The sequence below is a fragment of the Pseudomonadota bacterium genome, assembly GCA_027620075.1.
Taxonomy (GTDB): Bacteria; Pseudomonadota; Alphaproteobacteria; order Rickettsiales; family UBA6187; genus 1-14-0-20-39-49.
Window position 1 is genome coordinate 78,351 of sequence record JAQCEY010000002.1, and the last position, 25,679, is coordinate 104,029.

20 protein-coding genes are annotated in these 25,679 nt (G+C 42.1%); 6 read left to right on the forward strand and 14 right to left on the reverse strand.

The genetic code is table 11. The annotated features are described in order from the left end of the window. Positions 1–16 precede the first annotated feature (16 nt). Complete coding sequence (dnaQ, locus tag O2942_03565) at positions 17–688, forward strand: DNA polymerase III subunit epsilon (protein ID MDA0781324.1); 672 nt, start codon at positions 17–19, stop codon at positions 686–688. On the opposite strand, the gene O2942_03570 is transcribed toward dnaQ, so the two are convergent. The 5 genes from O2942_03570 to O2942_03590 form a co-directional block, all read right to left on the reverse strand. Further along, complete coding sequence (locus tag O2942_03570) at positions 685–4,842, reverse strand: hypothetical protein (GenBank protein ID MDA0781325.1); 4,158 nt, start codon at positions 4,840–4,842, stop codon at positions 685–687. The two genes, dnaQ and O2942_03570, sit on opposite strands and share 4 nt — an antisense overlap. Before the next feature lie 456 nt (positions 4,843–5,298). Further along, positions 5,299–5,712 carry a hypothetical protein gene (locus tag O2942_03575; protein MDA0781326.1) on the reverse strand — a complete coding sequence of 138 codons (414 nt, stop codon included), beginning with the start codon at positions 5,710–5,712 and terminating at the stop codon, positions 5,299–5,301. 647 nt (positions 5,713–6,359) lie between these two features. Beyond that, on the reverse strand, positions 6,360–6,707 hold the full coding sequence (locus tag O2942_03580; protein MDA0781327.1) for a four helix bundle protein: 348 nt from the start codon (positions 6,705–6,707) through the stop codon (positions 6,360–6,362). A 116-nt stretch (positions 6,708–6,823) separates the two neighbouring features. Then, entirely contained in the window at positions 6,824–9,535 is a 2,712-nt protein-coding gene (locus O2942_03585) for a hypothetical protein (GenBank protein ID MDA0781328.1), read from the reverse strand. A 94-nt stretch (positions 9,536–9,629) separates the two neighbouring features. Then, on the reverse strand, positions 9,630–10,847 hold the full coding sequence (locus O2942_03590; GenBank protein MDA0781329.1) for a hypothetical protein: 1,218 nt from the start codon (positions 10,845–10,847) through the stop codon (positions 9,630–9,632). A 136-nt stretch (positions 10,848–10,983) separates the two neighbouring features. Here O2942_03590 and O2942_03595 point away from each other — a divergent pair, with 136 nt between their 5' ends. Beyond that, positions 10,984–11,151: a hypothetical protein gene (locus O2942_03595; protein ID MDA0781330.1), complete on the forward strand. Its 168-nt coding sequence runs from the start codon at positions 10,984–10,986 to the stop codon at positions 11,149–11,151. A gap of 98 nt (positions 11,152–11,249) precedes the next feature. Here O2942_03595 and O2942_03600 read toward each other — a convergent pair whose 3' ends face one another. Beyond that, positions 11,250–12,374: a hypothetical protein gene (locus O2942_03600; protein MDA0781331.1), complete on the reverse strand. Its 1,125-nt coding sequence runs from the start codon at positions 12,372–12,374 to the stop codon at positions 11,250–11,252. Between the two features lie 285 nt (positions 12,375–12,659). Here O2942_03600 and tatC point away from each other — a divergent pair, with 285 nt between their 5' ends. The 4 genes from tatC to argJ all read left to right on the forward strand — a co-directional run bounded on the left by tatC (position 12,660) and on the right by argJ (position 17,190). Next, complete coding sequence (tatC, locus tag O2942_03605) at positions 12,660–13,433, forward strand: twin-arginine translocase subunit TatC (protein ID MDA0781332.1); 774 nt, start codon at positions 12,660–12,662, stop codon at positions 13,431–13,433. Positions 13,434–13,524: 91 nt separating this feature from the next. After that, positions 13,525–14,802, forward strand: a complete 1,278-nt coding sequence (gene serS, locus O2942_03610; protein ID MDA0781333.1) for a serine--tRNA ligase — start codon at positions 13,525–13,527, stop codon at positions 14,800–14,802. A 2-nt stretch (positions 14,803–14,804) separates the two neighbouring features. After that, the gene (locus O2942_03615; GenBank protein MDA0781334.1) at positions 14,805–15,893 is read left to right on the forward strand and encodes a mechanosensitive ion channel family protein; all 1,089 of its coding nucleotides are present in this window, start codon (positions 14,805–14,807) and stop codon (positions 15,891–15,893) included. 85 nt (positions 15,894–15,978) lie between these two features. After that, complete coding sequence (argJ, locus tag O2942_03620; GenBank protein MDA0781335.1) at positions 15,979–17,190, forward strand: bifunctional glutamate N-acetyltransferase/amino-acid acetyltransferase ArgJ; 1,212 nt, start codon at positions 15,979–15,981, stop codon at positions 17,188–17,190. Between the two features lie 291 nt (positions 17,191–17,481). Here the strand turns inward: argJ and atpC are convergent, their stop codons facing one another. From atpC to O2942_03660, 8 genes are all read right to left on the reverse strand, one after another. Continuing rightward, entirely contained in the window at positions 17,482–17,805 is a 324-nt protein-coding gene (atpC, locus tag O2942_03625) for an ATP synthase F1 subunit epsilon (GenBank protein MDA0781336.1), read from the reverse strand. 76 nt (positions 17,806–17,881) lie between these two features. Then, on the reverse strand, positions 17,882–19,330 hold the full coding sequence (gene atpD / locus O2942_03630) for a F0F1 ATP synthase subunit beta (GenBank protein MDA0781337.1): 1,449 nt from the start codon (positions 19,328–19,330) through the stop codon (positions 17,882–17,884). 34 nt (positions 19,331–19,364) lie between these two features. Beyond that, a complete protein-coding gene (locus O2942_03635; GenBank protein ID MDA0781338.1) occupies positions 19,365–20,279 on the reverse strand; it encodes an LD-carboxypeptidase in 915 nt (304 codons plus the stop codon). A 2-nt stretch (positions 20,280–20,281) separates the two neighbouring features. Then, on the reverse strand, positions 20,282–21,157 hold the full coding sequence (locus O2942_03640; protein ID MDA0781339.1) for a F0F1 ATP synthase subunit gamma: 876 nt from the start codon (positions 21,155–21,157) through the stop codon (positions 20,282–20,284). Positions 21,158–21,188: 31 nt separating this feature from the next. Beyond that, positions 21,189–22,724 carry a F0F1 ATP synthase subunit alpha gene (gene atpA / locus O2942_03645; protein MDA0781340.1) on the reverse strand — a complete coding sequence of 512 codons (1,536 nt, stop codon included), beginning with the start codon at positions 22,722–22,724 and terminating at the stop codon, positions 21,189–21,191. A gap of 37 nt (positions 22,725–22,761) precedes the next feature. Then, on the reverse strand, positions 22,762–23,313 hold the full coding sequence (locus O2942_03650; protein ID MDA0781341.1) for a F0F1 ATP synthase subunit delta: 552 nt from the start codon (positions 23,311–23,313) through the stop codon (positions 22,762–22,764). 316 nt (positions 23,314–23,629) lie between these two features. Continuing rightward, the gene (locus O2942_03655) at positions 23,630–24,919 is read right to left on the reverse strand and encodes an adenosylmethionine--8-amino-7-oxononanoate transaminase (GenBank protein ID MDA0781342.1); all 1,290 of its coding nucleotides are present in this window, start codon (positions 24,917–24,919) and stop codon (positions 23,630–23,632) included. Positions 24,920–24,953: 34 nt separating this feature from the next. Then, positions 24,954–25,676, reverse strand: coding sequence for a thiamine phosphate synthase (locus tag O2942_03660; GenBank protein MDA0781343.1), 723 nt, complete (start codon positions 25,674–25,676; stop codon positions 24,954–24,956). Positions 25,677–25,679: the final 3 nt, after the last annotated feature.

The window sequence follows — 25,679 nt, forward strand, 5'->3', positions numbered from 1 at the left end:
ATAACGCAGAAATTTTATGAGAGAGATAACATTTGATACGGAAACAACCGGAATTGATCCTAATTCAGGACATAGGATAATTGAAATAGGTTGTGTAGAACTGATTGATAAAGTAAGGACGGGTGAGGTATATCATGTTTATATAAACCCGCAAAGAGACATACCCAAGTCTTCTACCGACGTGCATGGTCTTACAATGGGGTTTTTGTCCGATAAGCCCGTTTTTTCGCAGGTAGCTAAGGATTTTCTTGATTTTATAAGAGATGACAGGCTGGTTATACATAATGCGGCTTTTGACCTGAAGTTTATAAATTCAGAGTTAGGTAAGCTTGATCTTCCGCTTGTAGAATTTGAAAGGGCTACCGACACTTTGAATATGGCAAGAGAGAAGTTTCCCGGTGCAAAAGCCAGCCTTGATGCCTTATGTAACCGCTTCGGGATAGACTTGTCAAAGCGTGAAAAACACGGAGCATTGCTTGATGCCGAGTTGCTGGCAGATGTTTATATTGAACTGATAGGCGGTACGCAAGGAGCTATGCAGCTAGATGAGAATGAAATAAAATACGAGGAAAAAACCGTCCGCAGGCGGAAGTATCTTGAAAAGCGTAGTTTTGAGGTTTCTAAGGAAGAGTTAGATGCACATAAACAATTCCTGTCCGGTATAAAAGAGCCTTTGTGGGAAGTTTAAGGTGTAAGAGGGATACCCCACTTGCTTGAAAGGTAAGACTCCACATCTTTGCGGCTAGTGATAGAAAGTGCACTAGGGAAGAATAATATCTCGCCTATTTTTCCGTCCATTCCGCTTGAAGTTGTTCCGTCATAATTGCCTATATATACCGGATCGCCGGAGTTGGAGGCTGTCACAGGAACGGTACGGCTATTATTTAACGTACCGTTAATGTAAATTTCGTGAGTGGTGGCAGGACCGAATGTTCTAAAAGTAAATATATAATCGGTATTTGTAGTTATAGAGCCGTTAGTTGATTCTACGCCATCTGTGACGTCCAAAGTTCCGTCACCTATATCAAAATATAATCTCCACAGGTTGACATTGGCAGTTTTAAAAGTTCCTATTTCAAAAGGATTTGCGTAAACCGTTCCTCTATTGAAGAATACTCCCCAATAGTTTCCCAGCTCGTCGTATTTTAGTGTGAACATTACTGTAAAATTACCGTTTACATCAAAGTCATCTCCTGAAGCGTTGGGAATAAGAAGTGTATCAAAAGTTAATCGGTTAAAATCAATAGCAGGTTTTGCGTTTATGCCTGACGATCTGTATTTAGGTCTTTTTGAGGCGGTTCCTTGTTTTGCGTGGTTATCATTGCCCGATTTATCCTTCCAACAGCCCACGTCATCGGAATAGGCGGCTGTTGCACCCGTACATGTATTATTTTTCAATACTGTAGCTGCCTCCTCAGCGTCAAGCCACAATACGGCGGTATCTTTTATGTCGGGATCCGTTATATTCCATTTGTCTATTAGATAAGTGTTTATAACGTTACGCTCGCTGTCTGAAAGGGCGTAGTCATAGATTATTATTTCACCTATATTTCCTGAGTGGAACATCTTGTATCCCGGCTCGTTCCAAGCCCCGATACTTCCCGGTCCCCATTTTTTTGCGTTGTCTGTGGTTATATTTTTTGAAACCAGACTACTACCGTTTCGGAATAATTCTGATTTAGTGTTATCGTCATATGCCGTAGTTAAATAATATCTTCCGGCTATTGCGTAATCATCTTTTTGGACTGAAAGCGGATTTCTGCCCCTAATATCGAAATACATAGGTGCGGTTGTTCCTCCCTTATAACCTATCCAGGTTGATTTACTACTTACACCGGACGCTCCTATAATTGCTTGCCCTACCCCGGAATAGCTGCTTTCTTTATGTATAGCAAAAACCGTTGATTTGTCAAATTCACCTATATCAGGATATTCCAGCCTTGTTGATGAGCCGTTGAATTTTAGCGTAGGTAGGTTATTTTGTCCGTCAGCATCGCTTGTATATATAGGCTCGTAAGAGGAGTTGGCTTGTGTTGCATGGAAATTATTACCGGATTTATCCATCCAGCAACCGACGGTGTGTACCCCCGGGGTAGCCTTTGTTCCGGCATTACAGCCGCTTGTTCTCCAGACCGTATCGGTGTCCGAGGCATCATACCATAGGGTGGCTGCCTCAAAGACGGTTTGAGTGTCTATACCCCATTTATCGCCAAGGTATGATTCTACGGTTTGTTTGTTTCCTGTTGATAATCCCGAATCATATATTAATATCTCGGCAACATTTCCATGGAAGAACATACTATATCCGCTGCCGCCTTCGTAGTATCCTCCTACAGTTCCCGGCCCCCATTTTTTACTTTGAGGACTTAATACTATCTGAGAGTCTTTTACTACTCCGTCACGGTGTATGGCGGCATTAATATTATCATCAATTAATGACGTTATAGCATAAACACCGGTCGTACCGTATATGTCGAATATTTCAAGCGGATTTCTGTTCGTTGTTTCAAAACCAAGATATATTCCGTCATCAGTTCCGTAATAAAGCCAAGAGCTTCCGTTAAGCGCATTTGATGTTCCGAACATAACATTGTAAGTGTCGGGGAAGCTAAGCGTCTTGTGAACGGCAAATACGGTAGTTTCATTAAATGTACCTATATCAGGATAGTGCAGTGCATTACTACTGCCGTTAAACCTAACCGTAGGCAAGCCGTTCTGCCCCGAAGCGGTGCTTGTGTAGGAAGGCTGGCGTGAGCCGATAGGTTGAACGGCGTGATAATCATTTCCCGATTTATCTTTTAGGCATCCGACTTTATCGGAACCTGCAACGGCATTGATTGTGCAGCTATCATTAGAAAAGACCATACACTGATCGGCTGCGTCCAGCCATAATTTTACACCGGCTACGCCAACGTCGCTTTCTTCATAGGCAGGGCATGAGTTTTTACAAGGTATTCTTTCATTTGTCCAGTTTCCGTTCATATCGCAATCGCTAAGAGGATATCCCGGTGCTTGGGCAACATAACCGGAGGCAACATCACATGTTCCCGTTACGTTTTTTTCTCCGGCGAATGTAAGCGGATATGTAGCGTTATTTGTTAATGTCGGAGCTTCGGGACATGTTATTCTTACGCACTCATCGTTTACGGTATTACTCCATGTGGCAGTGTTGTCTGCATTTAATATACAGTTTCTTGTAGGGTCTGCGGAAACCTTTTTATATCCGGGGGTGCATGATGTGTAAGTGGCTGTTTGTCCGCCTAGGGTAGTAGGCCAGTAGGCGTTTCCCTTGTTATCTGCGGGAGCTTCACATATGCCTATTACGCAGTTTGTTTTAACTTCCTGCCAATCTCCGTTATTGTCGCAATATTCCATTACCGTGCCGTTAGTTCCGTTCGGACAGAATGCACCCTCTTTTATTCTAACGCTGCCTATGTTTTCACCGCCGCTACACCGGATTGGCTGGCACGTATCACTTAAGGTTGTCCAGTAGTCGTTAGAATCGTTATCTATACATTGTAAAATATGGCTTCCGCTTTTCCCCGGAGGGCAGCCTATATTTTTCGTTGAATCCGAACTTGCGTTACATGTTCCGTAGACCGGTGAGCATGTAGAGCCGATAGCGGTTTTTTCCCACGTTCCGGCTATTGTACAAACTTCTATGGCACTTCCGGTATAATTGCTGTTGCAACCGGACGATGATATTTTTGTATCACCGATATTGTTAATACCGCATAAAATTTCAGTACAGTTATCAGGGAAAGGAACTCCCCACTTGTTATCGGTACATTTTTGCATTGCATAACCGGACTTGCCCCAGTCACAAGCCTGTGCCGGTCTTATTTCGTCGTTTGTCCTACAAGAGAGGTCTGTTCTGTGTTCGCAGTCCGAGCGTATGACTTTCCAGACTCCGTTTTCCGTACATTGTTCGACTATTCCTTCGTTACCTTTCATTCCGTTTATACATGAAAGTTTTCTTATATCTCCGAATATACCGTTACCGGTACATTTTACTTCTTCGCAAAATGCACCCGTTACTTCCCATGTTCCTGAATTGTCGGAATCTACTCGGCATGTTTCTACGATTTTACCCGTATATCCTATAGGGCATTTTTTGTTGGAGTCGCTTACGCTTCTTGTTTGACCTATTGCATTACAACTTCCGGAAATGTCAGGCGCCTCGTTATTTGACGAACTTTTCCTTATTAAAAAAAACAGTCGGCAAGATGCCGACAAATTTGACAAGTTATAACTACCGTTGCTTTTTACGCATTCGTCACCTGTTCCTATGGCAAGGATAGAGCCTTCCAGAGGTTTTCCGTCATCAGCCTTATTATCCAGTATTTGTGCTTCCTCCGGTGTTAAGACGCTTAAATCGTTGGAAGAATCGCTGAAGCCTGTTAGTGCAATGATTATTGTTTGCTCGGAAATATCATTTGTCGGGTCGCTATCGCTATTGAAAACGGTGTTTGCTGACGGAAGTATTTTATACCCCCCTCCTTCAAAACCTGAAGCCGGAACGCCCTTTCCGGGTATGTTGGTTGAAACACCGTCAAACTCGCCTTCTATCATTCCTGCCGTTGATAGATGCTGCCACAGGTTAAGTGCTTCGGCATCGGTATCTATAACTCCGTTACCGTTGCCGCTTACGGCATTCGGCAGGTTTGAAACGTTAGCTATATCGCCCGGTAAGGCATCATATTGCTCTTCGAATTGTTCAATTGCTCTGGTAACATTTTTGATATCGGACAAGACACTGTTGCTTTTTGTATTTTTTAGCACTATGAAGCCACCTGTAGCCACCACGATAATGGCTGCGATAGATGCTAGTACCACTGACATTTCAGTGAAACTGAAACCCCCGGTACCTCTAATGTTGCTATACTATTATGACACACTGTTTTATAAAAAGATAGTGTTTTAATCGGGTGACAAAAAGAAGAATATGGAAGTTATTCGGAATAAGCATAGAAAACTCTGCAAAAGCGGGTAAAGTTCAAATCTTAGTCCCTTCTCCCTCTGGGAGAAGGTTAGGGAGAGGGAGGGGTGTTTCAACAAAACAGTATCTTGCAATAAAAGCATCTGTTTAAAAAAATCCCTCACCCACCTCCCTCCAGCAGGGAATAAGAGCTATGCACACGCAAGTGGATAAAGTTATCTTCCTTTTTCATAAGACTGCACTATATCATGTTAAAAAGGGTTTTGAATGGGAAATTTACTATAAAAGACCTCCGCATAAGCCCCTTCTCCCATGGAGAGAGGCGGCTTCATGCGGAGGCTTCGTTTTGTGAAGGTAGATCAAGGCGTTATAGGAATGTTCCATTTGTTACTAAGATATGTGTGCAACGTATCGCGCTCACTATCTGAAAGAGGGTAATCAAAAAGAATAATTTCGCCCATAGTGCCATTCCAATAAGATCCACTATCTAATGAACCTAATTGACCTGGACCAAGAATCTTATTGTGCTGCGCAACTGTAACAAAATCGTCATAATAGGTTCGATCGCCGTTCATATAGCTATATACACGAGATGAGCTTTCAATTATTGTAGTTACGTAATAATTATTACGACTTACACTATAAGAACCATATGTATCATGAGCCTGGCCTATGTATCTGCCAGACATTATACGGTTGTTAACAGATAAGCCGTATCTACTATACCAAACTGGGATGTGCGCCGCTCCAAGACCCCAGCCATTTTTTGCCATTATATATGCTGTCTTTGGATAGGTATCCGCTTTAGTGACTAAGAAAATGGAAACTTTGGCATGACTACCTATATTAGGATAATCAAAGTTATCATTAGATCCGTCGAAATTAATAGTTGGTATATTATTCTGGCCACTTGCTGCCGATGTATAATTTGGACGCTTTATAGAATTGGACTGTCTTGCGTGATAATTATTGCCTGATTTGTCTAGCCAACATCCAACACCTGTGGAGGAACCCGGAGATACATTTGCGCCTGAGCAAGTATTGCTGGCTTTAACTGTATTATTATCATATGAATCATACCATAACAGAGTGTTTTGTGGTAAAGCATCTGCATTTCTCCTTGCACAACGGACAGGTTGATTGCGGATCTTACCCTGGTCGGTTATCTGGTGACCGTCACTAAAACGCTGTATCCAGGCATTATTACTATTGTTCTCCGAAGACGACCAGTACCACGGATCATAGCAAAATGACTTGCTTTCGATGATGAACTTTTGGTCAGTATAATCGAATACTCAATTATTCTGCCTGCAATACCCCAAAAAGGTATATTTTCTTTGGTAACAATATAAACACTGTTACCGCCACCATCCGAGATGAACACGCTCACCGAGCTATGTCGTAACATAACTCGTTCCGGCTACCTCTTCCCCGAACTTTTTAACCAACCTTGTGCCTGTCGTGCCAGGCTATCAACTTTTTCTGCAATATCTGCGTATTGCTTTCTTGGTAATATCTTTATATCATGCGACAACCTAATCAAAAGCTGAACAACCTGAATATTCTCAAGGATCATCTCAATATGCTTTTCTTTATCCTTTGAGCTATTGGCTTTATAAATTATAATTACGAGTTCGATAATCTCATCTTTTAACTTTTGTCCCAGAGTATATTTATAATCTCTGGGGAAATTCTTTGTCAAATGTATAATCTTTAAAAGTAGGTCGTAAGTCAACTTATAAATAGGTAAATGTTGATATTGTGCCATTATAACTACAGATTCTTTTGTTACCTTACTAAAATAACAAATTATAAAAATTATGCCATATATAAAAAATTGCGAAGTCCCGCAAGCGGGACTAAATGATTAAATAATTAAATGATTCATCTCCTGGCACAACGGACAAGACTAATATGATGCTTATTGGTGTAGTACTGGAAACCGTTACCAAAACGCTGGTCCCAGGCACGAGTACTACTGCGCTCCGAAGACGACCAGTACCACGTGCCTGTAACATTAAAGCTACTTCTGAGAGGGCCTGTTGTTCCTGAGTTTGTTACATCTGCTGCATTATTAACCGTAGGCAATGGATGATCAGGGTCGTCTGTGCCAATTAAATTAGCATACATAACATCTAATTCAGATATTGCAGGTAAGTACCAGCCAGCACCTAGGGCATTACAAGTCTCTGCAGCAGCGTGAGTGCCTGAACCATCTGCTACTAATGTATCTGTATTGATTGGCCCATCAATTGCAGCTGTAGTAGTCCATACTGATAGATTTACAACATTTACAGTAGCAGATTCTGAATTTGCATTCTTCCATTGATATGTATCTCTTGTAGTAGTAGTAGTATCGCTATGTTCACACCTGTCATCAACTGCGTCATAGCTTTGGCTTAAATCACAGCGACGAACGAAGAAGTCAGTGGTAGTTCCCGGCACGTCTCCGGCATAGAACATTACATCATTAATATTATTAGGATCACAGCCACCACCTTCAATCATTCGTGCACAACCATGATCACCTGACTGGCTTGCATAAAAAAGATCTCCTTCCGGACAAAGAGGCATACCCATAACAGGACCTGTAACACCCGGACACGAAACAATGACACTGACTTTGCATTTAATCCTTTCATTACTCCAAGTGCCGTCAAGTCCACAGTCCGCTATAGGATATCCTTCGGGAGCGGAGTATCCGGAAGTTTGGCATTGATTAGGAGGGGTTACTGCCGAAATATTCCAGTCGCCTGCATTTGTGACCGGATATATAGCATCGTCGTCAGTAGTTACCGTATCGTTATAATTAGCAGCCGGTATTGCAGGACATGTTATCCTTACACATTCATTATTTACGGTATTGCTCCATGTTCCGTCCGCATTGCATAATCTGGTTGGTGTTCCGCCCGATTCTTCATATCCTTCTATACAAGTTCCTGTTGCAGGGTTGCTTGCAGTGGTTGTAGGCCAGTATGCATTTCCGTCAGTGTCGCTTGGTTGCTCACAAACTCCTGTTACGCAGTTGTTGGTGAGAGCTACCCATGCTCCGGTTTCATCACAATATTCCATTACCGTACCGTTCTTATTATCGGGACAGAAAGCTCCTTCTTTTACCCGCACATTTCCTATGTTTATGTCTCCATCACATTTTATAGGTCTGCAAGTGTCGGTTAGAGTCGTCCAGTAATCGGTATCTGCGTTTATACATGTTAATATGTGCGTTCCGGTTTTCCCCGGCGGACACCCTATATCTTTGTCCGCACTTACTCCGAAAGTACAACTTCCCGAATAATCAGGTGTGCATGTAGAACCTATAGAGGTTTTTTGCCAAGTTCCGGCACCGGTACAGACTTCTTTTACGGTTCCGTTGTAGTCCGCCGAGCCACAAGTTGAAGCAGAATCCTGCACATCACCGATATTATCGGAATCGCACAAAATTGCCGAGCATGTGTCGGTAGTAGGAGTTCCCCATTTATTGTTAGTACAGGTTTGTATCATATACCCCTGTTCACCCCAATCGCACGCCTGTGCATGAGGTCTTACATCACCGTTTGTCGGGCAAGGCGTTGATGTTACAATGTTGCAATCCGAACGCAGTACTTTCCACACGCCGTTTTCGGTACATTGTTCAACGATACCTTCTGTTCCTTTCATTTTGTTTATGCACGATAGTTTTCTTATGTCTCCGAACATACCGTCCTTACCGCACTTTACTTCCGTACATAGCCTGTCTGTAATTTCCCAGACGCCCTGATTGTCGGAGCCTATTCGGCATGTTTCGATAATTTTTCCTACGTAACCTGTCGGGCAGGTTTGGTTAACATCACCTACCTGCCTTGTTTGTCCGAGTTCGGCACAAGACCCCGAAACCTCAGGAGCAACATTACTCGCCTTCCCTGATCTAATTAAAAACAGCACTCTGCATGATGCCGTTTTTTCAGAAAGGTTATATTCACCTCCTGCCGTAACACAGTCATTATTTAATCCTTCTGCCAGAATAGTACCCGTTAACGGATTGCCGTCATCTGCCCGTTCATCTATTGTTTTAGCATCTTCGGAGGTTAGAATGGGCAGAGAGTTGCTAGAAGAAGAAAATCCTGCCAATTCAATTATTAAAGCCTGTTCCGGTAGGTCGTTCGTAGCGTCCGCATCGGTGTTGAATCCCGTACTTGCTGCCGGAGTTATTTTGTATCCCCCGCCTTCAATATCGGCGGGAGGAACTCCTATTCCCGGTAGATTTGTAGAGTTACCGTCAAAGCTTCCCTCAATAAGTCCTGCAATGCTTAAATGCTGCCATACGTCCAGTGCCTCATCTGTTGAGTTTATAGTGCCGTCACCGTTGCCTGCATTGGCTCCTGAAAGTGATGAAACATTGGAGATATCTCCCGGGAGAGCGTCATATGTTTGTTTGAATTCGGAAATGGAATTTGAAAAACTTGATATATCTGAAATGATGTTTTGTAATTTTCCTCGTTTCATCAGGCTAACACCGGCGGTTGTCATTACAACAACGGCTGCAATAGACGCCAAGACAACCGACATCTCGACAAAACTAAAGCCCTTGACCTTGTGTTTAAAATTTTCCCCCAGCATAATTTTCCCCTACATAAACATCTGATTTATTATTATATCATTTTTAAATATGTTTTTCAAGGTAATTGCAAAAATAGTTATAAATATGATATTTCTAAGGAATGGTTATTCCCCATTTATCTGCAAGGTATACTCTTACAGGAAGATTTGCACCGGAATTCCCTATTAGTATTATTTCTCCGATTTCACCATCCATGGGTTTCGTATCATTATCATTTGAACCTATTTCAGCGTCTGTAGTTCCTGCTGTTACCGTCGGATTACAACACCATGCATTATAGCTTGTTTGAACACCGTTTTTGTATGTTCTGTTAACGGCACCGTGTTTTATTTCTCCTAATAACGTGTATTGTCCCGAATCAATAACATTGCCTGAGGTTACAGAGCGTTCTGCACCCGGACCATTACTCATTGAAAATATAAACTGATTAGGAGATGTTCCGGAGCCGGTATGGTAATGATACATTCTGGCGACTCCGCTTAAAGTTTTAGAAAGAATACTGTTTCCGGTAGTAAAATTATCAAATTTCACTACTGCAAAAAATCTCGTAAAATCCGATGTATCTAAACCGTTATCATCTGCCATGGATAGTTTTTCACCGGCTGTTCCTGAAAAATCAACGGTATTAAGACTATTAGCAGATGATGAGATTACATAAGCAGGACGCTTTGAAGGATTCGTCTGTTTTGCTTCGAAGTTAGATTTTTTATCCTTAAAACATGCTACGGAATCGGAATCAGGAGTTGCGGTAGTGGTGCAGCTATCGTCACTAAAGACCTGACAATTATCACTTGCATCGAACCATAATATCATAGAGGCAAATGCCGGTGCAGATGCGTCTCCACAAGGGGTTCCTTTGCAGCTTATTCGTTCATTTTCCCAATCACCGTTGATGTTGCAATCGGCAACGGGGTATCCTTCCGGGGCTAAATAACCGGAGTTTTGGCATTGATTAGGAAATGTTACTGCCGAAATGTTCCGGTCGCCAGCATTTGTGACCGGATATATAGCATCGTCGTCAGTAGTTACCGTATTGTTATAATTAGCAGCCGGTATCGCAGGACATGTTGTCCGTACACATGCATCATTTACGGTATTGCTCCAAGTTCCGTCCGCATTGCAGTTTCTGGTAGGAGTTCCGCCGGATTCTTCATATCCTTCTATACAAGCCGTAGCATTTACATTTATGGTTCCGCCTATACTTGTGGGCCAGAGAGCATTCCCTTGGTTGTCTTTTGGTGATTCACAAACTCCGGTTACGCAATTGGTAAAAGTGGGTTGCCACGTTCCTGTTTCATCGCAATATTCCATTACCTTTCCGTTCTTGTTATCAGGGCAGAACGCCCCTTCTTTTACCCTTACGCTGCCGATATTATGTCCTCCGCCACACTTTATAGGTTGGCAGTTATCACGCAGGGTCGTCCAATAATCATTGCTGCCATTATCTATGCACGTAACAATATGGCTTCCTGTTTTCCCCGGCGGGCATCCGATGTTTTGGGTCGTATCTGAACTTGCACTACATGTTCCGTATATCGGTACACAGGTAGAGCCTATAGATGTTTCTTCCCACGTTCCTGCTGCCGTACATAATTCAACAACCTGTCCCGTATAATTACTTCCGCAATTACTTACGGTTTGTGTGTCACCGATATTGTTTGCGCCGCATGTTACATTTAAGCATTGAAAATCGGGTGCTGCGGAAGGTACGCTCTATTTATTGTTTGTGCAGGTTTGTAAAACAAATCCTGTTTCTTCTAGGTCACACGCCTGTGCTTTTCTGATTTCTCCGTCTGTTTCGCACGAAAGGTCGCTTCTGTGTTCGCAATCTGAGCTTACTACCTTCCAGATACCGTTTTCAGTACATCTTTCAACGATACCTTCGGTGCCTAACATATTATTTATGCATGAAAGCCTTCTTGTCGAGCCGAATGAACCTCCGCCGCTGCATTTTACCTCTACACATTTTCTTTCGGTTGTTTCCCATTCTCCCTGATTACCGGAGTCAATCCTGCAAGTCTCAACTACGTTGCCCTCATAGCCTTGTGGGCATTTTTGGCTAACGTCGCTTTTTTGCCTCGTCTGACCAAGCTCGTTACAGAAACCTGATGCTTGTGGAGCGTTCTGATGAGTGTTTTTTCCTTTTATGATAAATAGCACTCTGCATGAAGCTGTTTTTTCGGACAGGTTATATTCTCCTCCTGCCGTGACGCAGTCATTATTTAATCCTTCTGCCAGAATAGTACCCGTTAACGGATTTCCGTCATCTACCCTTTCATCTATTATTTTAGCATCTTCGGCGGTTAATATGGGCAGAGAGTTACTAGAAGAAGAGAATCCTGCCAATTCAATTATTAAAGCCTGTTCAGGCAGGTCGTTCGTAGCGTCCGCATCGGTGTTGAATCCCGTACTTGCTGCCGGAGTTATTTTGTATCCCCCGCCTTCGATATCTGCTTTAGGAACTCCTATTCCCGGTAGATTTGTAGAGTTACCGTCAAAACTTCCTTCGATAAGTCCGGCAACGCTTAAGTGATGCCATGCGTCCAGTGCTTCATCCGGCGTGTCAATAGCTCCGTTGCCGTTTCCGGCTCCTGATGCACCCGATAAGCCGGTTATATCTGCGATATCTCCGGGCAGAGAGCCGTATTTTTTTTCAAATTGTTCGATGGATTCGGTGAATTCGGAAATGTGTGTAAGTATATTGCGATATTTAGTTTTTTGAACCATGCTTACGCCACCCAATGTAAGTACGATAATGGTGGCGACCGATGCCAGAACTACTGACATTTCAGTGAAACTGAAACCCCGAGCCGGTTGTTTTAAATTTTTTATCATCATAGATTTTATTGTGCCTTTGTTATATAGCCACCTTATTATTGTACTATTTTTGTAACTTCACTTCAAGGTTATTATTGCGTTGCAGTAAGATATGTTATTTTAAAAGCGTCGAATACGATAATAGTATGTATTCGATTATACAAAAAATCAATTTATTACGAGGTTTTATGGCAGATATGTAGGTACATAAAGTTAAAAGCTTGTTAAATAATTTAGCCGTTTTTCTTGGCACTTGAAAAAGTGGAGAATTTGTAATATTAATGCTGTTGTAAATTAAGAATAAATATGCACATGGATACCGATACGATACAGGATAAGGAAGCTTCTCTGGCCGACCATTTAAGGGAGCTTAGGAGTAGGATATTCGTATCTTTAGCCGTTTTTGTAATAGCGTTTGCGGTCTGTTACTATTTCGCCGAGGATATATATGCGTTTTTAGTACGCCCGTTGGCGGATATTTATGGCAATGAACAGGATAAGAGGCTTATTTATACGGGGTTGACAGAAGCTTTTTTTACTTACATGAAGGTGGCGTTCTATGCCGCTTTGTTTGTATCGTTCCCTTTTTTAGCATCGCAGGTTTATATTTTTTTAGCTCCCGGTCTTTATAAGAAGGAAAAGAGGGTTTTATTGCCTTTTATAGTTGCTACTCCCATATTATTCGTAGGTGGCGGTGCTTTGGTCTATTACTGGATATTTCCCTTGGCGTGGAAGTTTTTCGTCAGTTTTGAAAGTCCGGGAGGGGCGGGAGGATTGCCGATACAGCTTGAGGCTAGGGTCGGCGAATATTTGTCATTGGTGATAAATCTTATATTGGCGTTCGGGATAGCCTTTCAGTTGCCCGTATTGCTTACATTGCTTGCCAGATTTGGCTTTCTAACATCGGAAGGATTGCGTAAGAAGCGTAAATACGCTGTGGTTATGGTGCTACTTGTTGCAGCGTTTTTGACCCCTCCTGATATTATCAGTCAAATAGGTCTTGCCTTGCCGATGTTGTTGTTATACGAATGCTCCATAATAGCATGTAAGTGGGTGCAAAAAAATAATGAAAGTTGTTAGTGTTAGTGCTAAGTGATGGAGTTTTTTTATCAGAATTATTATCACTCAGCACAAACACTCAACACAAACACTAATTATAAACGGAATAAAAATGCATAACATAAAAGCGATAAGGGAAAATCCCGAATATTTTGACGATGGTATGAAAAGGCGTGGTCTTGGGCCTATTTCTGACGAGATATTGAGGCGTGATAAGGAAGTGCGTGGCGAGAAAACGGCTTTACAGGATTTGCAGCAACAGGCAAATGAATGGGCAAAGAAGATAGGCATGTTAAAAGCCAAGGGTGAAGATGCGTCCGAGGCTATATCTAAATCTAAGGAGCTTAAGGCTCAGGTGCAGGAGTTAAAGTCCAAGATGGAGAATGAGTCGGAGGATATTCCTACCGAACTTGTTGACGAGCTGCTATATACATTGCCTAATATCCCCGCTGATGATGTACCTTTCGGAGAGTCTGAAGATGACAATGAGGAAGTAAGGCGTTGGGGTGATAAGCCTGATTTCGATTTCCACCCTAAGGAGCATTTTGAGCTTGGTGAAGCCTTGGGTCTAATGGATTTTGAAACTGCCGCTAAAATATCCGGCAGCCGTTTTGTTATCTTAAAAGGGGCGTTGGCAAGGCTTGAAAGGGCGTTGGGGCAGTTCATGATAGATGTTCACACTAAAGAATTCGGCTACGAGGAAACAGCCGTTCCTATTTTGGTGCGTGATGACGCTATGTTCGGTTCGGGTCAGTTGCCTAAATTTGCCGAGGATTCTTTTCAGACTACCGACAATTACCGTATCATTCCAACGGCGGAAGTGCCTCTCGTAAATGTGGTTAGGGAGTCAATTTTAAATGAAGACCAATTGCCGATGCGTATGGTATCTTTAACCCCGTGTTTCAGGTCTGAGGCAGGTGCTGCGGGCAAGGATACACGCGGCATGATACGTCAGCACCAGTTTTGGAAGGTTGAGCTTGTAAGCATTACCGATGAGAATAGTTCCGATGAGGAGTTGGAGCGTAAAACCGCATGTGCCGAGGAGATAATAAGAAGGCTTAAAATACCTTACCGTGTGATGAAGTTATGTACGGGCGATATGGGCTTTTCAGCAAGAAAAACCTACGACCTTGAGTTGTGGATGCCCGGTCAGGTAAAGTACCGTGAGGTTTCAAGTTGTTCTAATTGTGGTGATTTTCAGGCACGCCGTATGAATGCACGCTACAAAAACGAAAAAGGCGAAAATCTGTTTGTACACACATTAAACGGCTCAGGGTTGGCGGTAGGCAGGGCAATGATTGCCGTTATGGAGAACTACCAGAACGCTGACGGCTCAATAACCGTGCCTGACATATTGAAGCCTTATATGGATATTGACGTGATTAAATAATTATGGAACAGATAAAAGATTTTTTATTAATGAATGAGGAAACCCGCTGGGTAACGCAGGTTTTCATAGTTATATTCCTGACACTTTTTGCAGGCTATTTTGTTAGTAAGTTCGTAGAGAAATTAAAGGTCAAATTTGAAAAGACCAAGAATCTGTGGGACGATGCTTTGATTCTTGCCTTAAGGCGTCCTATACGCATATTGATATGGATTATCGGCATGACATTTGCGATTGAGATAATCTATAAAGAAACGCAAACGCCGATATTTTCTGCTATTTATCCGTTTCGTGACGTCGGTATAATTGCCTCGGTTACGTGGTTTGTTACCCGTTTTATCAAGAATGCCCAGAATAATATCATTGACAGGGGCAAGAAAAAAGACGGCTCCGATTATGACAAGACAACTATTGACGCAGTAAGTAAGATATTGCGTGCGTCTGTGATAATTACGGCAGCATTAGTTATATTGCAGACTTTGGGCTTTAGTGTTAGCGGTGTTCTTGCATTCGGAGGTGTCGGAGGCGTGGCGATAGGTTTTGCGGCAAAAGACCTGCTGGCAAATTTCTTCGGTGCAATGATGATATATTTAGATAAGCCGTTTAAGATTGGTGACTGGATTCGTTCTCCCGATCAAGAGATAGAGGGTACGGTTGAAGACATAGGCTGGAGACAGACTCGAATCCGAACTTTTGATAAACGCCCTTTATATGTGCCTAATTCTGTTTTCTCCAGTATTTCGGTTGAGAACCCTTCCCGTATGCAAAACAGGCGTATAAAAATGTATGTCGGTGTCCGTTATGATGATATGGGCGTGGTTAAAAAGATAGTTGACTATGTAAGGCAAATGCTTATTCAACATACGGAAATAGACGAGAACAAGACTTTGATTGTTAATGTTGATGAGTTTGGGGCATCTTCCGTTAATTTTCTTGTATATACATTTACCCACACAACTGACTGGATTCGGTATCACGAAATAAGGCAGGACATAATGCTTAAGATATCTGAAATTATTGATAAGCATGATGCACAGATAGCCTTCCCTACCACTACTTTGCATATTCCGGACGGTATTGCGGTCAATAGTTAAATATAATTTGTCATACTGAATTTATTTCAGTATCTATTTAAAAAACGCTCAATGCTATTTTGAGCGTGGTAATTAAGGAAAATATATGAAAATATCCCCTCTTGCTCCAACCTCTTTTCCTGTTATGCCTCAAATTGAGGGCGTAAAAATAGCTACTGCCGCCGTCGGTATAAAATATAAGAACAGGACGGATTTGATGCTTGCGGAATTTGCAGCAGGTACGGTTGTGGCGGGGTGTTTTACCAAATCAAAAACGTGTAGTGCCAATATTCTTTGGGGGCGTGAGGCGTTAAAACAGGGGGCGGCAAGAGTATTGATAGTAAATTCGGGGAACTCCAATGCGTTTAACGGTCGTTCGGGAGAAGAATCGGTTGAGCGTATAGTAAATTATACGGCACAGATTTTCGATTGTGATAATGAGGAGGTTTATCCTTGTGCAACGGGCGTTATAGGTGCACCGTTGCCTGATGATAAGATTACGAGTGCTTTATCTTCCCTTAAAAATAATTTAAAGCCCGATATCTACGAAGAGGCAGCGAAGGCTATAATGACTACCGACACATATCCTAAGGGCAGTACCCGAACTGCCGTTATAGGCGGCGTAGAAGTCAGGATAAACGGCATTGCTAAAGGTTCTGGCATGATTGCACCTGACATGGCAACCATGCTTTCCTATATTTTTACCGATGCTAATATCGAGCAGGAAAAGTTACAGAAGATATTTTTGAAATCTATAGAAAACTCCTTTAATTCAATTACGGTTGATAGCGATACTTCAACTTCCGATACGGCACTTATTTTCGCTACGGGCAAGGCGGGCAATGATAAAAAAGCCGACCTGAGGGATTTTGAGGACAAATTACAGGAGTTATTACTTGATTTAGCTCATCAGGTGGTGAAGGACGGTGAAGGTGCTGCCAAGTTCGTTCAAATTACCGTGACAGGAGCAGAAAATAAAAAAGCCGCCAAGGTTATAGCTATGAGTATTGCCAACTCACCCCTTGTTAAGACTGCAATAGCAGGTGAAGACGCAAATTGGGGCAGGATAGTTATGGCGGTAGGTAAGTCGGGAGAAGAGGCTGATAGGGACGCTATGAGCGTTTCTGTGGGAGGTGTAAATATAGTTACGGACGGTCAGCTAAACCCTTCTTATAACGAAGGTGATGTAACCGCCCATATGAAGGGGCAGAATATCGAGATATTAACGGATGTCGGTATAGATGATGGGGAAGCAACGGTCTGGACGTGTGACCTTACTCATGACTATATAACTATAAATGCGGATTATCGGAGCTAGTTTTGCTTAGTTTTATAGTATTTTTTGAAACTACGGTAACGGTAATAACATCTTTTTGTTCGAAGTTCTCTTGAAACCATTCACGAAGTGCTTATTTTCCAAAAATTCTTGGAGCATATGTGTTGTTGCAACGTCTGTTTATGTGTCCGGAAATTTTATAATTATCATACAAAATATTTATAGCCTCGTCATCGTTGCCAAAATAGTTCTGGTAACGAACAGAAACGTTAAAAAAGCCCTGTTTATAATAAGTAGGCTGTAAGATAAAGTTAAATGAGAGTGACATTAATGCTATTTTTCTTGTTTAAACGCTATAGCCGCATTTATCATATTTTCAATTTCCGAAGCGTCGGTGTTAGTAACGTCTTCGGACTCCGTAGCTAAAATTGTGCAGCGTTCACCCGTAACTTCGGCAAAGCCTCCGCTGATGAATATTTTTTGTTTGTCCGAGCCTTCTTCAAGCTGAACGACTCCCGGACGTATGCTTGAAATAACCGGCGAGTGATTGGCAAGAACACCAAAATCACCATCGCTTCCGGGTATAACTACCATATCGACATCTTTTGATAAGACTAATTTTTCAGGTGTTACCAGTTCAACGTTTATTTTGCTCATTTTATCCTCCGGATAAAGGAACTAAGAAAATAAGAGTTTTCTTAAATTCTCAGTTCCTATATTCATAGTTCTTTAATTATGCCGCTTTAGCCGCCATTGTTTTAGCTTTTTCGATAGCCTCATCAATTGAGCCTACCATATAAAATGCCGCCTCAGGCAGGTTATCGTACTTACCTTCAACTATTTCTTTAAAGCCTTTAATCGTATCATCAAGCGATACTAAAGTTCCCGGAGTGCCTGTGAATACCTCCGCAACGTGGAACGGCTGAGAAAGGAAACGCTGAATCTTACGCGCGCGGGCAACCGTAAGTTTGTCTTCTTCCGAAAGCTCGTCCATACCTAAAATCGCAATGATATCTTGTAATGACTTATATGTTTGTAAGACACGCTGAACTTCACGAGCCGTGTTATAATGTTCTTCACCTACAATGTTAGGTGCAAGCATCTGTGACGTTGAGTCAAGAGGGTCAACCGCAGGATAAATACCAAGCTCGGCTATCTGACGTGAAAGTACCGTTGTAGCGTCCAAGTGGGCAAATGAAGTTGCCGGAGCAGGGTCGGTAAGGTCGTCCGCAGGTACATAAATCGCCTGTACAGAGGTAATCGAACCTTTATTAGTTGAAGTAATACGCTCCTGCATCGCACCCATATCGGTAGCTAGTGTAGGCTGATAACCTACCGCCGACGGGATACGTCCCAGAAGTGCCGAAACTTCCGAGCCTGCTTGTGTGAACCTAAATACGTTATCTACGAAGAATAGTACGTCCTGACCTTCCTTATCACGGAAATATTCGGCTTGTGTCAAGCCGGTAAGGGCAACACGTGCACGTGCTCCGGGAGGCTCGTTCATTTGTCCGTAAACAAGGGCAACTTTAGATTTTGACTGGTCTTCAAGGTTAATAACCTTTGATTCGATCATCTCGTGGTAAAGGTCGTTACCTTCACGGGTACGCTCACCCACTCCGGCAAATACCGAGAAACCGCCATGTGCTTTTGCGATATTGTTGATAAGTTCCATGATAAGCACGGTTTTACCGACACCCGCACCACCGAACAATCCTACTTTACCGCCTTTTGCGTAAGGAGCTAGCAAGTCGATAACTTTAATACCCGTAACAAGTATTTCTTCTGAAGTGGACTGGTCTACAAAAGCAGGGGCTTCAGCGTGTATGGGAGCCCTTTCTTTGGTTTTTACAGGACCAAGCTCGTCAATAGGCTCGCCGATGACGTTCATGATACGCCCTAATGTTGCCTGGCCTACGGGAACAGATATCTGCCCGCCCGTATCGGTAACTTCCGCACCACGAACAAGACCGTCTGTTGCGTCCATCGCAATAGTACGCACTGTGTTCTCTCCTAAGTGCTGTGCAACTTCCAGAACCAGTTTCTTGCCGTTATTTTCACACTCCAGTGCGTTTAGTATCGCAGGAAGGTTTCCGTCCTCGAATTGTACGTCAACTACAGCCGAGATTACCTGAGTAATCTTACCTGTTGCCGAACTGCTTTTCTTTTTTGTTGCTGCCATTTTATCGCTCCTTAAAGTAACAAAGTTATTGTTTTTACAATCCAATTTTCAATACGGGATTTTCACCCGTTTTTATATTTACAAATGTACCGAAAGGTACGCTAATCATATCTTTACAATGACCTATGTCATCTGCTTTAAACAACGGAATAGTATTTATTCCCGTATATTTTTTTAAACTTTCCAAGGCTTCATTGAAACCCTTTTCTTTTTTTTCAAACTCGTCTTCAAAAAAACTTCCCAGTATTATGGCGACGCTTTCTTTGAAAAAGCCCGCCTGACCAAGATGATTGAATATGCGGTCTATACGACCGGCTGTTTCATATTTATCATCTTCTAGCAAAATAATCTTGCCTTCGGTGTTAATACTATTTTGAGTGCCTAGCGTAGTTTGTACCAACGAAAGGCAGCCTCCTATTATTTTTCCGGCAACCTGCCCTTGGGTTTTAGCTTTTTCGTTTAGAGGTTTTAGCTTTATATCGTCATATTTATCTTCAAATAAAGACTTTTTCAAACTTTCTAGGGCTTTTTGCGACACCTCACCGTTTGCTATCTGCTTTAACGGAGGGGCATATATACATGGATAATTCCATTTATTTACAAAAAAATTCATTAGTGCGGTATTATCACTAAATCCTATAAAAGCTTTTTTTGATACGGGTGCCGGAATCGTACCGAGCTTGTCAAGAAGCTGATATGAACCGTAGCCGCCGGCTATACACCATATCGCTTTGGACTCGCTATTTTTCAAAGCCGATACAAGATGATTAAACCGATACTCGACAGAATTTGATGTCAGCTCGTTTTTGCCGTCTATCAGCTCTAAATAGGGCTTTGTATTAGCTTTTAAGCCAAAATCCTCTATAATTTTCAAACAACTATTATATATCTCTTCACTAAATCCCGACGATGGCGCAATTAAGTCAACAATATCGCCTTTTTTTAGCATATCTACACCGCTTCCGCACCTGCGATAATTTCAATCAACTCGGTTGTAATGGCAGCCTGCCTTGTTCTGTTATAAACAAGAGTAAGTTTCTTAATCATTTCACCTGCGTTCCTCGTCGCATTGTCCATTGCGGACATTCTTGCACCATGCTCACTTGCGGAGTTTTCTAAAAATGCGTTATATACCTGCACACCTAGATTTTTCGGCAACAATTCTTCTAATATTTGTGACTCGGACGGTTCAAACTCGAAGATTGAATCGGTTTGTACGGCATGTTCCTTGTCTATGTTAAGCGGTATTAATTGTTGTTCGGTAACTTCCTGAGAAATTGCGGTAATGAACTTGTTGTAATATATCGTGCATACGTCAAATTCACCATTATTGAACATTTTTATAATGTTGTTTGATTGCTCTGCCGCATCTTCGAACGGAATGAATTTCTTTTTACTTATATCAAAAGTTTTCCCGATGATATTATCTTTATGTTCGTTTTTTAAAAGTTCATATCCTTTTTTACCGATACATATTATCTTATACTCTTTCTTTTGCGATTTAAGATTCTGTATCTTTGCTTTTACAGCCTTGATAAGGTGTGTGTTAAAAGCTCCGCATAACCCGCGGTCGGAAGATATTACCACCAGCAGGTGTACATTATCCTTACCGTTACCGACAAGCAATTTAGGTGCGGATTCCGGTGATACATTAGCGGCAAGGGTACTTAGGACTTTTTCCATGCGTTCTGCGTAAGGGGCTGCATTTTCAGCAAGCTCACGTGCTTTACGCAACTTTGCAGCGGATACCACCTTCATCGCACTGGTTATCTTTTGAGTCGATTTAACGCTGTTAATCCTGATTTTTAAATCTTTTAAGTTAGCCATAACTTTTCCCTAGAGTCCAAGAATTACAGAATCATGCTACAAACGTTTTTACAAATTCACCCAACACTTTTTTCAGCTTACCTTCAACATCTTCCGATATTTTTTGCTCGGTACGGATTGCGTCCAAAATATCCTTATGAGAAGAGCGAAGCTTGCCGAGGAATGCTTTTTCAAACGCAACCACATCATTTTGAGGTATTTTGTCCAGATATCCCTTTACACCGGCAAATATTACAACAACCTGTTCTTCCATAACAAGCGGAGAATACTGTCCTTGTTTAAGCAATTCCACTAATCTTGAGCCGCGAGCAAGTAACTGCTGGGTAGCCGCATCAAGGTCTGAACCGAACTGTGCGAATGCCGCCATTTCACGGTATTGTGCCAATTCCAGTTTAATTGAACCTGCAACCTGTTTCATCGCTTTTAGCTGTGCTGCCGAACCCACACGGGATACTGACAGACCAACGTTAACCGCAGGACGTACACCTTTATAGAAAAGGTCGGTTTCTAAGAATATCTGACCGTCGGTAATTGATATTACGTTTGTCGGGATATATGCAGATACGTCGCCCGCCTGTGTTTCAATGATAGGAAGGGCGGTAAGTGAACCTGCACCGTTTTCATCAGACATTTTAGCCGCACGTTCCAATAAGCGTGAGTGCAAGTAGAATACGTCACCCGGATATGCTTCACGACCCGGAGGACGACGAAGAAGCAGGGACATCTGACGATAAGCAACCGCATGTTTTGAAAGGTCATCATAAACTATCAGCCCGTGCATACCGTTATCACGGAAATATTCACCCATGGTAACACCGACATATGGTGCAAGATATTGAAGAGGTGCAGGGTCTGAAGCGGTTGCCGCAACAACTATAGTATATTCTAAAGCACCTGTTTCTTCTAGTTTCTTAACTACTTTTGCCACAGTTGAGCGTTTTTGACCGATACAAACATAGATACAGTAAAGCTTCTTGCTTTCATCATCGGTTTTGCTGTTGATTGATTTTTGGTTAAGTATTGTGTCGATAGCAACGGCTGTTTTACCTGTCTGACGGTCACCGATGATAAGCTCACGCTGACCGCGACCGATAGGGATAAGAGCATCAATAGCTTTAATACCCGTTTGCACAGGCTCGTGTACCGATTTACGTGCGATAATTCCCGGAGCTTTTACTTCAATACGGCTGGTCTGTTTGCATTTTAAAGGGCCTTTGCCGTCTATAGGGTTGCCAAGACCGTCAACTACACGACCTAACAGCTCTTTTCCTATGCCGACTTCAACTATTTTTCCGGTACGTTTTACCGTGTCACCCTCTTTGATATCCGTGTCCGCACCGAAGATAACCACACCCACATTGTCGGTTTCGAGGTTAAGTGCCATGCCTTTTAGACCGCCCTTGAATTCTATCATCTCACCTGCCTGAACATCGTCAAGTCCGTAAATCACGGCGATACCGTCTTTTACGGTAACAACCTGACCGATTTCACTTAATTCAGGCTCGTTATTATAGTTTGCTATCTGCTTTTTCAATATACTTGAAACTTCTGCCGCGCGGATACTCATAAATTTAACTCCTTAAACGAATATTTACTTTTTTTGCTTAACCGGCTATTGCCTGTTTTGTTATAACTTTTAATTTTTCCAGACCGCCCGATACTGATGCGTCTATCATTTTTGAACCGACCCTTACTATTATACCGCCCAAAATAGCCTCATCGACTTGCTCTTGTGCGGTTACGGTTTTGTTCAGAGTTTTACTCAAGGATTTCTCGATATCCGTAATTTGTTTTTTCAAAAGAGGTTTTGCGGATATAATGTTAGCCGTAACCTCTCCGTTATGCTCTTTTACCATTTCAAAATACGAACTTGCCACATCATAAAGAATTTTTAGCCTTCCGTTATCTATAAGCACCTTGATGAACTTTTCGGTAATGTCGTTTACGCCTATTTTTTTCAGGATAAACAGCATAGCATTATGCTGTTCCGATTTTGAAATCACAGGATTTTGCACAGCTTCACGTAAATTTTGTGATTCTTTCAACAGCTCCTGTAGTGAAACGAAGTCTTTTTGTACTTTGTCAACGGACTTTGACTCTAAGGCTAACTCAAAAACGGCTTTTGCGTAACGTTTTGATAATATGGAATTTGACATATTTGTAAGCTCTTCCCTTTACGAACTTAAGTGAATCGGGGCATACTTAGCATAGGCGGCGTGTCGTTGCAAGCAGTAATTTGATTTTGCTCAGAGTTTTTGTTTTATATATGAATAATGATGTAAAAAGATGATTCTTTTTTAGGCATTGCTAACAAAAATAATTAACACTTCTTAAGTTGTGTCATTCCCCGAACTTACGTATGTAAATTATAGGGGAATCTCAGGTAATTTGAACAGGATTACCCTATAATTTTGTTACACAAAATTCGGGTAATGACGTAAAACTACATTAGTTAGCAATGCCCTTTTTAGATTATAAAGATAATACGACTTTACATAATGTGTCGGTTAGGGTTGTCAGTTCTTCTTTTGATATGGTAAAAGGCGGCATGATATAGACAACGTCCTTAAACGGGCGAAGCCATACACCACGTTTTATGAATTCGCTACGCATTTGGAATATTTCGTCCCAGTTTGTATCCAACTGGACGACCCCTATCGCACCTTTTATCCTGACATCAATAACTTTCTCTAGCTTTTTTAGCGGCTTTAGTGCCTGATATAGCTGTTTTTCTATTGCACTCACCTGTTCAAGCCTGTTTTCTGATTCAAACAAATCCAAAGACGCATTTGCGGCGGCACATGCAAGCGGGTTTGCCATGAAGGTAGGGCCGCTCATAAGTGCTTTTTCCATTTCATCACTTAAGAAACCGTTATAAACATCTTCTGTGGTTATTGTGGCGGCAAGGGTCATAACTCCGCCCGTCAGCCCTTTTCCTACGCACATTATATCCGGAGTTATTGAGGCCTCCTCACATGCGAACATATAGCCTGTACGTCCGAACCCCGTCATTACCTCGTCGGCTATAAACAGCAGATCATATTTTTTACATATGCGGTATATTTCTGCAAGAACATCGGTTGAGTGGAATTTTAGCCCCCCTGCTCCCTGTACCAGCGGTTCAATGATAACGCCCGCTACGGTATCGCCTATGCCGTCAACCATAGTTTCAAATTCTGCGAAATCATATTCATCGCTCGGCACTCTTAAAGAGAATTGTTTAGGCATATAATCGTTAAAGAACCTGTGCATACCGTCATCGGGGTCACATAAAGACATACAGCCCATAGTATCGCCGTGATAGCCGTTATCGAAACTGATAAACTTATTACGTTTTTTGTTTCCCTGATTACGCCAGAATTGTACAGCCATTTTCATGGCGGTTTCAACTGCAGTTGAGCCTGAATCCGTAAAAAAGACCCTGTCAAGTCCGGTAAGATTAGCCAGTCTTCGGGCAAGTTTATACGCCTGTTCATTTGCCGTGCCTGCAAACATGAAATGCGGCATTATTTTTGCCTGCGTTGTTAAAGCGTTTATGATGTGAGGGTTATTATATCCGTGGCATGCACTCCACCATGAAGATATGCCGTCAATAAGCCGGCTGCCGTCCTCCAAGGTTACCTTGCAGCCGTCTGCGGACACGACCTTTATCGGCTCCGGTGCGGTTTTTTCCTGCGTGTATGGGTGCCAGATATGTTCTTTGCCGTTATTATACCAGTTATCCTTCTTCATTTTCTCCCCGAACAAGTAACTTTTTGTCATACACGGGATTCACCGTTGAATGACATTAGAGTAATTACTGCAAGTTCCTCCCCGAAATAGAATCTTCTATTGTTTTGCTGATTTCGTCTACTGCTTCAGCTATGTTTTCTTTCCTATCCCATACGAAATCACCGCATCCTATGAAATCCACACCGCTATGCGTAAGCTGTTCGCACACTTCCCTAGTTATATAGCCCTTTACGGCACATGGTTTTTCAGAATGGGTTTTCCAGTATTGGACAAGTTCAAAAGTTTTATCTCCGCTATATTCAAACGATACATAATCTATAATATCATTAACTATATATTTTTTTGCGGTTGCTATACAGCCTTTGCAGTCTATGCCGATTATAAAGTTGTCACCGAATTTTTTCCTTAGATTTTCTATATTTTCTGCCTCATTATCATCAAGTATGATTCCGTCGGCGTTATACTTTTCCAGCATTTCTATACGTGATTTAATAATGAATACAATGCCGCTATTTTTGCATATTGCAGAAACAAGATCGGCATTTGTGTGATAATCTTCATCAGAAGCGCCGGGTAGGTAAAACTCAAGAGCGTGCATGTTTTTTTCATAAAACGATTTGTTTACCTGACGGAAGGCGTGTCCGAGTGCTATCGGGAATTCATAGCCGCTAGTTTGCATGGGGCTAGTGAAATACAGCCCGATATCGGGCGAGCCTTCAACTTTATACTCCCTTTTTTTTGAGGCGGCTTTTTGTAAATTAAGTTCTTTTAATTTTTGTTCGTCCATATT

Excerpts from the sequence above, each read along its gene's own strand:
- dnaQ (MDA0781324.1), top strand. The coding sequence starts at position 17 with ATGAGAGAGATAACATTTGATACGGAAACAACCGGAATTGATCCTAAT.
- O2942_03570 (MDA0781325.1), bottom strand. The coding sequence starts at position 4,842 with ATGTCAGTGGTACTAGCATCTATCGCAGCCATTATCGTGGTGGCTACA.
- O2942_03575 (MDA0781326.1), bottom strand. The coding sequence starts at position 5,712 with ATGGCAAAAAATGGCTGGGGTCTTGGAGCGGCGCACATCCCAGTTTGG.
- O2942_03580 (MDA0781327.1), bottom strand. The coding sequence starts at position 6,707 with ATGGCACAATATCAACATTTACCTATTTATAAGTTGACTTACGACCTA.
- O2942_03585 (MDA0781328.1), bottom strand. The coding sequence starts at position 9,535 with ATGCTGGGGGAAAATTTTAAACACAAGGTCAAGGGCTTTAGTTTTGTC.
- O2942_03590 (MDA0781329.1), bottom strand. The coding sequence starts at position 10,847 with ATGGAATATTGCGATGAAACAGGAACGTGGCAACCCACTTTTACCAAT.
- O2942_03595 (MDA0781330.1), top strand. The coding sequence starts at position 10,984 with ATGCACGTAACAATATGGCTTCCTGTTTTCCCCGGCGGGCATCCGATG.
- O2942_03600 (MDA0781331.1), bottom strand. The coding sequence starts at position 12,374 with ATGATGATAAAAAATTTAAAACAACCGGCTCGGGGTTTCAGTTTCACT.
- tatC (MDA0781332.1), top strand. The coding sequence starts at position 12,660 with ATGCACATGGATACCGATACGATACAGGATAAGGAAGCTTCTCTGGCC.
- serS (MDA0781333.1), top strand. The coding sequence starts at position 13,525 with ATGCATAACATAAAAGCGATAAGGGAAAATCCCGAATATTTTGACGAT.
- O2942_03615 (MDA0781334.1), top strand. The coding sequence starts at position 14,805 with ATGGAACAGATAAAAGATTTTTTATTAATGAATGAGGAAACCCGCTGG.
- argJ (MDA0781335.1), top strand. The coding sequence starts at position 15,979 with ATGAAAATATCCCCTCTTGCTCCAACCTCTTTTCCTGTTATGCCTCAA.
- atpC (MDA0781336.1), bottom strand. The coding sequence starts at position 17,805 with ATGAGCAAAATAAACGTTGAACTGGTAACACCTGAAAAATTAGTCTTA.
- atpD (MDA0781337.1), bottom strand. The coding sequence starts at position 19,330 with ATGGCAGCAACAAAAAAGAAAAGCAGTTCGGCAACAGGTAAGATTACT.
- O2942_03635 (MDA0781338.1), bottom strand. The coding sequence starts at position 20,279 with ATGCTAAAAAAAGGCGATATTGTTGACTTAATTGCGCCATCGTCGGGA.
- O2942_03640 (MDA0781339.1), bottom strand. The coding sequence starts at position 21,157 with ATGGCTAACTTAAAAGATTTAAAAATCAGGATTAACAGCGTTAAATCG.
- atpA (MDA0781340.1), bottom strand. The coding sequence starts at position 22,724 with ATGAGTATCCGCGCGGCAGAAGTTTCAAGTATATTGAAAAAGCAGATA.
- O2942_03650 (MDA0781341.1), bottom strand. The coding sequence starts at position 23,313 with ATGTCAAATTCCATATTATCAAAACGTTACGCAAAAGCCGTTTTTGAG.
- O2942_03655 (MDA0781342.1), bottom strand. The coding sequence starts at position 24,919 with ATGACAAAAAGTTACTTGTTCGGGGAGAAAATGAAGAAGGATAACTGG.
- O2942_03660 (MDA0781343.1), bottom strand. The coding sequence starts at position 25,676 with ATGGACGAACAAAAATTAAAAGAACTTAATTTACAAAAAGCCGCCTCA.